We start from the raw sequence: 9,539 nt of genomic DNA, 5'->3' as shown, positions 1-9,539 counted from the left end.
GCTCAAGGCATTCAAGGCGAAATGAGAATTATTACTGAAAATCTATTAGCATTTTAATACATAACATATACTACTTTGTAAACCTTCACAAAATAAACTCACAATAACTATTTGTAACAGTGCCCTTAACCTTGTGTTGTATGAAAGTTCAGGATATCATTCCCGCGTAGGCGGGAAGGCGTTGTTGCGTGGATACCACCCCATCATTGCGAGGAAATTGCATAGCAATTGACGAAGCAATCCAGTAAAAAATTCTGTAAGTCAGAATTTTTTATTATTTTTTCTGGATTGCCGCATCCCCTATGGCTCCTCGCAATGATGGGGTGGTATCCACACAACAATGCCACACGGGAATGACATAGAGTCTTATCACGCTCATGTGCATTTAGCTCAGAATGACATACTTTTTTAACTCCACAAAAATATTGTTTCTTTCTTTTTTATCGTTATTATTATTTGCATAGAAAATCCCTATAGCTTAACTCTATGCCAAATATAGATCTCCTCATTTTTACTAGCTTTTTAGCGATTAATTTGCTAGTTGGACTTCTAAACATCAAAAATATAAAAAATATTCGTGAATATGTGGTAGGAAAAAGGAATTTTTCTACAGGTACAATAGTCGCAACTCTTATTGCTACTTGGATCGGTACTAGTACTTTTTTAATTGATAATTCAAGAATATATACGGACGGGTTATTTTACTTATTACCTAGTATATTCGGTAGCGTCGTTAGTTGGTTATTAATTAGTTACTTTATAGCTCCTCGTTTTGAGCATTTTTTGGGTAGCTTATCAGCAGCGGAAATAATAGGGGAGGCTTACGGTAACAAAGTTCGTATTCTTACGTCGATAGTTAGTATATTAATGTCTATAGGTAGGATTGCCATGCAATTCCACGTAGCAAGTTTAATATTACAGCTATTCTTTAATATTTCAAATTTTTACATAGATTTATGTATCGCCACCGTAATAATAAGCTATTCTGCTTTTGGCGGTGTAAAATCGGTTACTTTCACCGAAGCCGTACAGTTTTTTACCTATAGTGCAATTATTCCGGTCACAGGAATTGTCGTATGGAATGTTTTTAGCGATCCGCATATAGTTATAGACTCAAACGTACAGACTCGTCTCACTGATTTACAAGAATGGTTTCACTATACTAGTCCTAAATTTTGGATTTCTTTAAATATTTTTATATATTTTGCGATTCCGTTGCTTGGTCCTTCAATTTTTCAAAGAATATTGATGGCAAAAGACACAAAGCAAATATCAAAAACTTTTTTTATTTCGGCAATTATTTGTCTTTGTTTATCCGCCTTATTTATTTGGATTGTAATATTATTACTATCTCAAGATCCAAGTGTTAACACTAATGAATTGTTTTTACAGATTATTAAAAGTTATATAGGACTTAATGGGTTAATTTTCGGTGTTATTATGGCAATGATAATCTCAAGTACTAACTCTTATATTAACGTTGCAGCGGTAACTTTTACTAATGACATCATTAAAAAAGCTTCATTAAATTATAATTATATAACCGCAATTACTATAGGATTAATAGGTTTTATTATCTCATTCTATACGAAAGATTTAATAAATCTATTGCTATTGTTAACTAGTATCTATTTGCCGCTAATCACTTTGCCGTTAATTTTGTTAATATACGGTTTTAAATCAAGTGCCAAAAGTTTTTTTATCGGTATGATTGCTACAATATTAACTATTATATTGTGGCAAATATTTGCTTTAAGAGCAGTTCTAGGTATTTATCCAATACTACCCGCAACTATTGTAAATTTACTCTTTTTCCTTGGAAGCCATTATATTTTAAAGCAACCAGGAGGGTTTAATTCTTTAAAAGAGCCGTTAGCCATTAAAATAATCAGGCAAGAGAGAAAAAGAAAATTTTTGACTTTATTTCGTGATCTTAAGAATTTTAACATCTTTAAATATTGGGAAAGTACCCTACCAAATCAAGAAATTACTTATAGTTATGTCGGTATATTTATTTTAATATCGATGTTCTCATCTTTATATACCACATCAGGTAGTAAAATAATGACCCATTTGGAGATATATAATATTATTTACCATACCACCCTTATCACTGCTGCAATATTAATCACTTATCCTTTATGGTCTTTAAAATTTAAAAAGAATTATATTATATCTTTATGTTGGTTTGTTGCTACTTTCGTTATATTAATATTTTTTAGTAGTTTACTTGTTATATCAAATAGTTTTGATCAGTTGCAATTAATGTGTTTGATAATTAACTTACTTATAATTGCAACGATATTCAGGTGGCAAGCTACTTTACTTATGACCGTTACAGGAGTATTTGCAAGTATAGAGTTTTATAAATATTTTATGGATGAAAAGTTATTAATTAGCATAGATAGTTTTCAATTCAAAGTAGTATATTTCCTAACCTTATTTAGTAGCCTTTTAATACTATTCTTAAAACCAAAGCAGGAGCAAGAAAGATTGCTTAACCTAAAAAATACTCATTTAGGTAATAGAGTTAATTATAGAGAGCAGGAATTAGAGAAGTTACTTGATTTAAAACATGAGTTCTTACGTAATATAAACCATGAAATCAACACGCCGCTAACCGGTATTATTAGCCTTGGTGAAACTTTATGGGCTAATTATGATCAATTTAATGAAGATCAGCGTCGTGGTGCCGTAGAGATTATAGCTAAAAGCTCTATTAGATTAAATAGCTTGATAAATAATATTCTAGATTTTTCAAAATTATCCAGTCTTAATTATGAATTAAATAAAGAAGATATCAACTTAAGCGAATTACTACATGAAAGGATTAAAATATGTAAGAAATTATATCTAAACGGCAAAACCTTAAATTTTGTATCTGATATTGAAGAGAATATAATATTTCACTGTGATCCTCATTATATTAAACACACATTCGATAATTTAATAATTAATGCTCTCAGCTATTGTAGTGAGGGAATAATAAAAATTGATTTACAAAAGCAGAAAGACAGTATTGTATTTAGTATAAAAGACGATGGAATAGGAGTACTGAAAGAGGAATTGCAGAGTATATTCGGCGTATTTGTCGTAAGCTCTACAACACGTACACCGGCAGGAGGTAGAGGAGTAGGGCTTGCTCTCTGTAAGAAAGTAATAGAACTGCACGCCGGGAAAATTTGGGCAGAAAATGATAAACAGGATAAGACTAAGTTTATTTTTACGATGCCTTATACTCAGTAAATTTTAAAAATTGTCGTCGTCTAGCAAGTTCTGCGGTACTCACGTATTAAGTATACGCTCAGCTCCTCGCCTTGCAGACTCCTTGCTCTTTTTGAAATTTACCTTCGTATAACCATCATAATTTTAATGACATAAGAGGACAAGAGAATAATATTAAAATCCTTATCTATGAAAAAAATTATTTTTAACAAACAACAAGATTTGATATCAATTATAGTACCGGTGTCAAGCTGTCCGGATGAACAAGATACATTAAAGGAAGCTATTAAAATGCTAGCTTTACATGGTTTTAAAACTTTAGTAGATGATAAGATTTTTCAGGTGATGAATTACCTTTTTTCGCTTCTCCTAAAGAGGAAAGGCTGAGAATGTTCAAAGAAACTATGGAAAATGAGCAGGTTAAAATCATTTGGGCTTTTCGCGGTGGATATGGATGCAGTGAATTTGTAGAAGATTGTTTTAATATAAAGCAAAAAGGTGATAAAATCCTGATAGGCTATAGCGATACTACCGTTTTGCATTTATTACTAAATAACCATTATAATATCCCAACTATTCACGGTTCAGTATTAACCTCGTTACTACCGTCTACTAATCAGGCTCTTATGCCTATAATAGATATTCTTGAAGGGAAAAAGAGTGAAATACAACTTATATCTATAAATAAAATTAGTGAGGAAAATATAACAGGTACAACAACAGGCGGCAATTTAACGGTTTTTAGCAAGTTAATAGGAACTTCTATTGACCTAAAAAAGGGTAATATATTACTGCTTGAAGACGTTAATGAACAAGCCTATGCCGTGCATCGTAATCTAGTTCAATTAAAAAATGCCGGTATATTTGACGATATAGAGGCAATAATTTTCGGTGATTTTACTAAAGGGGATGAGTTTGTAGAACAAGCTATAAAAAGTTTTTGTTTAAATCATATTCCGCATATAGAAGCTTATAAAGCTGATGGAATAGGGCATGGAGAGGTAAATCATCCGGTTATTATGAATCATGAAGTAATTATAAACAGTAATATTTTAAGTTTTACTAGCCCTTTTGAAATAGTAGAAAACAAATGATAAATTCTATCAGAATAGGTACAAGAAACAGTCCACTTGCTTTAATACAAACTAATTTAGTTATTCAGCAAATCAAACAATTTTTTCCTGATATTAATTGTGCAATAGTACCCATTATTACTAGCGGTGATTTAATCCAAAATAAACCATTATACGATATAGGGGGTAAAGCTTTATTTTTAAAGGAAATAGAGCAAGCATTGCTTGATAAAAAAATTGACTTAGCCGTTCATTCTTTGAAAGACGTACCTGGTAGAATACCTGCAGAGCTAGTAATTGCCGCTGTTTTAGAGCGTGAAGACCCCAGAGATGTTTTTGTATGTTTAAATTATAAATCCATAGAAGAACTGCCGCAACATTCCGTAATAGGTAGCTCGGCAGTGCGAAGAAAAGCATTTATCCAAAAAATAAGACCGGATTTAAAGGTAACAATTTTTAGAGGGAATGTTGATTCAAGAATAAAAAAGCTAATGACCGGTGAAGTTGATGCAACAATTTTAGCATATGCGGGTCTGAAAAGGCTTGGAGCGTTTAATCCGGAATATTGTCATTTGATAGAATATGCGCAGATGTTGCCGTGTGTAGGGCAGGGAGTCATTGCAGTTAAGGTACGACAAAATGATAATTCGATGCTTGAGATATGCAACCAAATTAATCATCTTCCTACCTGTGAACTAATAAAACCCGAAAGAGCGTTTTTAGAATATCTAGATGCTAATTGCCGTACACCGATTGGTGCTTACTCACAATATCTAGATGCGGATAATATACAAACCGATTTTATGCTTGGTAACCTCGATTGCAGTAAAATAACCTTCCACACTGAAATCACCAATATAAAAACCTCAAAAGAAGGCGGCATCAAAGCCGCTAAAATGATGTTGAATCAACTGAACAAAATAGATATTTCAGGAGTATAATCCTTAAATATCGGATATTTATGGAATATACTTAAGGATTTTTACCAATACTTATAGTAATCATAATTCATTTATATCTTTGCTAGTCCTAACAATTCTTCATTAATTCGCTCAAAACAACTCAACCAAGTAAAGTGTCCTGTATCATATAGCTCGATTATTTTTATGTTAGAACGAGACCATTTTGTATTTTCTGAAAATAGTTTGATAGGAAGCGACTTATCATCGTGGCTTCCAATAATTAATGTCGGTAATTTATTGGGTATCCAGCTATATTTATAAGAGTTATAAAAATTTTGACTAGCCCATATTCTTGTTTTTATATTATATGAACAAAGTGCTAATAATTGCTTTCCAACTGGGATTTCATGTTCACAAAATATATATGGGATGTTTGCATAAAAAAATGTCTTTAATTGATCATCCGTCGGGTTTGCATATAACTCATTTATATCATTGATTATATCCGATAAATTATATTTATTAGCAGTTTCTTTTGTCCAAGGATTATTCGGAGTGCTACTCATTATAACTAAACCGGTTAATATATTTTCTAAATTATCTATAGTTAACGAAAACATACCACTACAAGAATGGGTAACTAGTATACAAGGTGCTAATCTATTTACTACCTCTATTAAAGCACTCTTTCCAATCTTCATAATTTATTTCTTCAGTATTACGATTATTGCCATCCCCAGGAAAATACCCTATAAATAATGAACCTTGTAAGTCTAATCTTGATACAAAATCAATCAAGTAATTAGCTCACATACCAGGACCGCCGGGAAGAAAAAGCCAATTAAGTTTACAAACACTATCTTCTTTTAATTTATTTAATCTATAATTTCTTACGAATGAATAATTATCTTTTATCCCTTCCTCTTTCATGTAAATTCCTTATGTGGCCTTAGGTTTTGTGGATATCTCTAAAAAGATTTAATTTTGGTATTTTGTGCTGCAAATTATAAGATTTTTTTGAAATATAAGTAAAGAGAGTATAGAATTTTTTAAATCAGAGGCAGCTCGTAGTCATGTTTCTTATCAAAAAGTGATGAGAGTGTTATTAGATAAGTATACTAAAACATCACAAAGACAATATTAAAGAGTATAATCTCATAAACTGAGCTGTGGCGGATAGGGTGGGATTCGAACCCACGGTACGGTTGCCTGTACGCCAGTTTTCAAGACTAGTGCCTTAAACCACTCGGCCACCTATCCAAGAAGATTCATACCAAATAATCTTATATATTTCAAGGGAAATCTTGAAATATACAAATTTAAATCACAAATCCAAATTGTTCTTTCACTTCGTTAACCGTTTCAGAAGCTCTCATTCTTGCTTTTTCTGCTCCACTGCGTAGTATTTTTAATAAATATTCTTTATCATTTATTAATTCTAAATATTTATCACGTATCGGTTGTAGATTTGTAATAATAATTTCTGCTAAATCTGCTTTAAATTTTGTAAAACCTTGGTTCTGATAATTATTGATTATTTTTTCTAAACTTTCTTCGGATAAACTTCTATAAATATCTAATAAATTACTAATTTCCGGTCTTGTTTCTTTATCATAGCTAACAAAGCTTAAATGATCAGTTTTGGCTTTTTTTATTTTTTGATGAATAAGGTCATTATCATCTTTCAAATTAATACGCGCGAAATCAGATATATCAGATTTACTCATTTTCTTTAATCCATCCCGTAAGCTCATGATTCTTGTACCTAAACCATTAATTAGGGGTTTAGGTACTGTTAGAATTTCTTTATCAAATTTTCTATTTATCACACCTGCAATATATCTTGTTAGCTCTAAATGCTGCTTCTGATCCTCACCTACAGGCACTATATCAGCTTTATATATCAATATATCCGCTGCCATAAGTACCGGATAAGAAAATAACCCAAGGCAAGCTTTTTCTTGATCGCTTCCTGCTTTATCTTTAAATTGCGTCATTCGCTTTAACCATCCAAGCGGTGTAACACAGTTTAGTAGCCAAGCAAGCTCTGCATGCTCTTTCACCATACTTTGGGCAAAAATCGTTACTTTATTAGGGTTAAGCCCTGCTGCTAAATAAACAGCGAGCACCCCCATAATTGAATTATTAAGTTCTGATGGCTTAATATCAACCGTGATAGCATGCAAATCTGCTAAGAAGAAAAAACAATTATATTCTTCCTGCATTTTAACCCAGTGTCTAATTGAACCTAAATAGTTACCGAGATGTAAAGAACCGGTTGCTTGCACGCCGGAAAGAACAGTTTTTTTCATTATAATACCTTATTTATTTTACTAGCTATAAATTTATGTTATAAGTACCATTTTAATTAATAATTAATTAATAATTATGCTGTGGCGTTTAAGAATTTTATCATTTTACGGATTATTATCGTTATTTACATTTATTTGTTTTCTTATATGTTACATACCCGTAACATTTTTCAATGTCAATGATCAAATAAGATATAGAATTGCCATTATCTTTTCTTATGCTTTTGTATGGCTTGCAAAAATTTGTTGCGGTTTAAAATATGAAGTAGAGGGACTTGAGAAATTACCGAAAGCAATCTCAATAGTCGTGTCTAATCACCAATCCTTTTGGGATCAAATGTTTATGCAACTGATTATTCCTAAACATTCTTGGGTATTAAAGCGTGAATTATTTAATATACCCTTGCTTGGTTGGGGGCTGCGGATGGTTAAACCTATTGCGGTTGACCGTGGTACTAATAGCTCGGTTGCTCAGATTTTAAGAGAAGGTCAGGAAAAAATAAAAGAAGGATTATGGTTGATCATATTTCCGGAATCAACCAAAGTCCCACCTGATAGAACGGTGCATTTTAAGCCGAGTGCCGTAAAACTTGCTTCAATTACTAAGGTGCCAATTGTAATGATGGCTCATAATGCCGGTTTATTTTGGCCTAGAGGTTTTTGGTTTAAGCAACCTGGAACTATAAAGGTAAAGATTATAGGTGTAATAGAAAAAGAAGAGGTAGAGCAAACAGACGTACGTATTCTAAATGATAAGGTTGCGCAAATAATTAATAGCGAAAAGCAAAAATTATTAAATTAATATTGGTTTATATAATAATTAGTATTATCATAAAATGACCAATATATTATTATGGAGGTATTTATGGTAAGTACAGCACCGTTAAAATTAATTGCAGTTATCGATAGTAAGCAAATGATGCTTTACGACGCGTTTGGGATTAAAATTACTACTAATAAACCTTTAAAATTATCTTTGGATTTAGAGGAGCATCACCACCATAGAGAAAAAAGACAAAGCCTTTACCAAAATAAATCTACACCGGCTTCGTTATTTGAGCCGCATACTTCGCTAAAAGATATAGAACATAAAGAAGCAGCAAGGAGCGTTATTAAACATCTAGAGAAAGTAACGGCTGCTGATCAAGCTCAATATAAGGAATTGATTATTGTAGCAGAACCGCAGATGCTTGGATGTGTTAGACAAGAACTTAAAAATGGTCTAAAAAAGATGGTTACTAAAGAAATCGCTAAGGATTTAGTACAACATAGTGCAGACGCAGTCGAGCGAGCAGTATTTTCTTAGGTCATAATAAATAGCAAATTACAAAAATAATTTGCTATGGACTTTAAAATAAATCTGCATATGTTCCTGTGCGATATAAAATAATTGTATCTTTTTTTATTTCATATATTAAATAGCCAATCAGGTTCAATATTATATTCCCATTTTGGGTTATGAGTTTATGAGGTCTATATTTTTGTGGTAAAGCAATATTGTTTACAAGCATATTCACTATTGCTTGTATTTTTTTATATTTTTACTTCTTTTAACCAAGCGTTTTAAATAAGCGTTTTAAATCGCGATTAAAAATTACAGTAGAGTGAATCTGTCTCATTTAGCGATGTCGTCTAAAAATTTTTCAAATTGTTTTATTCACCGTTTTCTGCTTGCTTAAATGATTCTAATGTTTCTTTATTAGGAATCTTAATATGTGGTTTGAAAGGCAAACCGCCGCTATTGATACATTGATTTAGGAATATCCTCATGGCTTCCGACATAGTATCCCCATTTGCTTAAATATTTTTTCTGCTTCTGTCTTTATATCTGCTGAAACATGTAATCTAATATCTACTGTATTCATAATATCATACGCGTCAAGTTAAGGAAAGTAAGTAAGCAATTAGCAGCGGTTTCATCAAGAGGAGAAGAAAATTAACCGGCTGTTCGTTTGTACAAGCATTAGTATTGGGTAATTTGAGTGATGCTGATTGTAGCATAGAAAGAATGTATCAATTATTACATA

At 31.8% G+C, this 9,539-nt stretch carries 10 protein-coding genes, 1 tRNA gene and 1 pseudogene; 5 read left to right on the top strand and 7 right to left on the bottom strand.

Features of this window, described 5'->3' with window-relative positions; genetic code table 11:
- Positions 1 to 486: 486 nt before the first annotated feature.
- The 3 genes and pseudogenes from ACKTSD_RS03990 (at position 487) to hemC (ending at position 5,239) form a co-directional block, all read left to right on the top strand.
- Positions 487 to 3,246, top strand: coding sequence for a sodium:solute symporter family transporter (locus ACKTSD_RS03990; protein WP_412708107.1), 2,760 nt, complete (start codon positions 487 to 489; stop codon positions 3,244 to 3,246).
- A gap of 168 nt (positions 3,247 to 3,414) precedes the next feature.
- Positions 3,415 to 4,319 (top strand): annotated as a pseudogene (locus ACKTSD_RS03985) (LD-carboxypeptidase).
- A complete protein-coding gene (gene hemC, locus ACKTSD_RS03980) occupies positions 4,316 to 5,239 on the top strand; it encodes a hydroxymethylbilane synthase (protein WP_412708106.1) in 924 nt (307 codons plus the stop codon). Before ACKTSD_RS03985 ends, hemC begins: the two are co-directional and overlap by 4 nt.
- A 71-nt stretch (positions 5,240 to 5,310) precedes the next feature.
- Here the strand turns inward: hemC and ACKTSD_RS03975 are convergent, their stop codons facing one another.
- From ACKTSD_RS03975 to trpS, 5 genes are all read right to left on the bottom strand, one after another.
- Complete coding sequence (locus tag ACKTSD_RS03975) at positions 5,311 to 5,901, bottom strand: hypothetical protein (protein WP_412708105.1); 591 nt, start codon at positions 5,899 to 5,901, stop codon at positions 5,311 to 5,313.
- Positions 5,861 to 5,998 (bottom strand): hypothetical protein, encoded by a 138-nt coding sequence (locus tag ACKTSD_RS03970; protein ID WP_412708104.1) that lies wholly within the window; start codon positions 5,996 to 5,998, stop codon positions 5,861 to 5,863. The genes ACKTSD_RS03975 and ACKTSD_RS03970 overlap by 41 nt, the downstream gene beginning before the upstream one ends.
- 9 nt (positions 5,999 to 6,007) lie before the next feature.
- Complete coding sequence (locus ACKTSD_RS03965) at positions 6,008 to 6,130, bottom strand: hypothetical protein (protein WP_412708103.1); 123 nt, start codon at positions 6,128 to 6,130, stop codon at positions 6,008 to 6,010.
- Between the two features lie 240 nt (positions 6,131 to 6,370).
- A tRNA-Ser gene (locus ACKTSD_RS03960) sits at positions 6,371 to 6,460 on the bottom strand.
- A 59-nt stretch (positions 6,461 to 6,519) separates the two neighbouring features.
- Complete coding sequence (trpS, locus tag ACKTSD_RS03955) at positions 6,520 to 7,512, bottom strand: tryptophan--tRNA ligase (protein ID WP_412708102.1); 993 nt, start codon at positions 7,510 to 7,512, stop codon at positions 6,520 to 6,522.
- A gap of 76 nt (positions 7,513 to 7,588) precedes the next feature.
- Between trpS and ACKTSD_RS03950 the strand changes: the two genes are divergently transcribed.
- Together ACKTSD_RS03950 and ACKTSD_RS03945 are read left to right on the top strand one after the other, a co-directional pair.
- Positions 7,589 to 8,314, top strand: coding sequence for a lysophospholipid acyltransferase family protein (locus ACKTSD_RS03950; protein ID WP_412708101.1), 726 nt, complete (start codon positions 7,589 to 7,591; stop codon positions 8,312 to 8,314).
- Positions 8,315 to 8,377: 63 nt separating this feature from the next.
- Positions 8,378 to 8,818 (top strand): host attachment protein, encoded by a 441-nt coding sequence (locus tag ACKTSD_RS03945; RefSeq protein WP_412708100.1) that lies wholly within the window; start codon positions 8,378 to 8,380, stop codon positions 8,816 to 8,818.
- A gap of 43 nt (positions 8,819 to 8,861) precedes the next feature.
- Here the strand turns inward: ACKTSD_RS03945 and ACKTSD_RS03940 are convergent, their stop codons facing one another.
- Positions 8,862 to 9,041, bottom strand: a complete 180-nt coding sequence (locus ACKTSD_RS03940) for a type II toxin-antitoxin system YafQ family toxin (protein WP_412708108.1) — start codon at positions 9,039 to 9,041, stop codon at positions 8,862 to 8,864.
- A gap of 124 nt (positions 9,042 to 9,165) precedes the next feature.
- A complete protein-coding gene (locus ACKTSD_RS03935; RefSeq protein WP_412708099.1) occupies positions 9,166 to 9,282 on the bottom strand; it encodes a type II toxin-antitoxin system RelB/DinJ family antitoxin in 117 nt (38 codons plus the stop codon).
- Positions 9,283 to 9,539: the final 257 nt, after the last annotated feature.

This window comes from Candidatus Rickettsia kedanie (assembly GCF_045865205.1).
GTDB classification, from domain to species: Bacteria; Pseudomonadota; Alphaproteobacteria; order Rickettsiales; family Rickettsiaceae; genus Rickettsia; species Rickettsia australis.
This window is presented reverse-complemented; position numbering and strand designations above follow the sequence as displayed.

Bases quoted from the DNA above. Each gene is read 5' to 3' on its own strand.
- ACKTSD_RS03990 (WP_412708107.1), top strand. From the start codon at position 487: ATGCCAAATATAGATCTCCTCATTTTTACTAGCTTTTTAGCGATTAAT.
- hemC (WP_412708106.1), top strand. From the start codon at position 4,316: ATGATAAATTCTATCAGAATAGGTACAAGAAACAGTCCACTTGCTTTA.
- ACKTSD_RS03975 (WP_412708105.1), bottom strand. From the start codon at position 5,901: ATGAAGATTGGAAAGAGTGCTTTAATAGAGGTAGTAAATAGATTAGCA.
- ACKTSD_RS03965 (WP_412708103.1), bottom strand. From the start codon at position 6,130: ATGAAAGAGGAAGGGATAAAAGATAATTATTCATTCGTAAGAAATTAT.
- trpS (WP_412708102.1), bottom strand. From the start codon at position 7,512: ATGAAAAAAACTGTTCTTTCCGGCGTGCAAGCAACCGGTTCTTTACAT.
- ACKTSD_RS03950 (WP_412708101.1), top strand. From the start codon at position 7,589: ATGCTGTGGCGTTTAAGAATTTTATCATTTTACGGATTATTATCGTTA.
- ACKTSD_RS03945 (WP_412708100.1), top strand. From the start codon at position 8,378: ATGGTAAGTACAGCACCGTTAAAATTAATTGCAGTTATCGATAGTAAG.
- ACKTSD_RS03935 (WP_412708099.1), bottom strand. From the start codon at position 9,282: ATGAGGATATTCCTAAATCAATGTATCAATAGCGGCGGTTTGCCTTTC.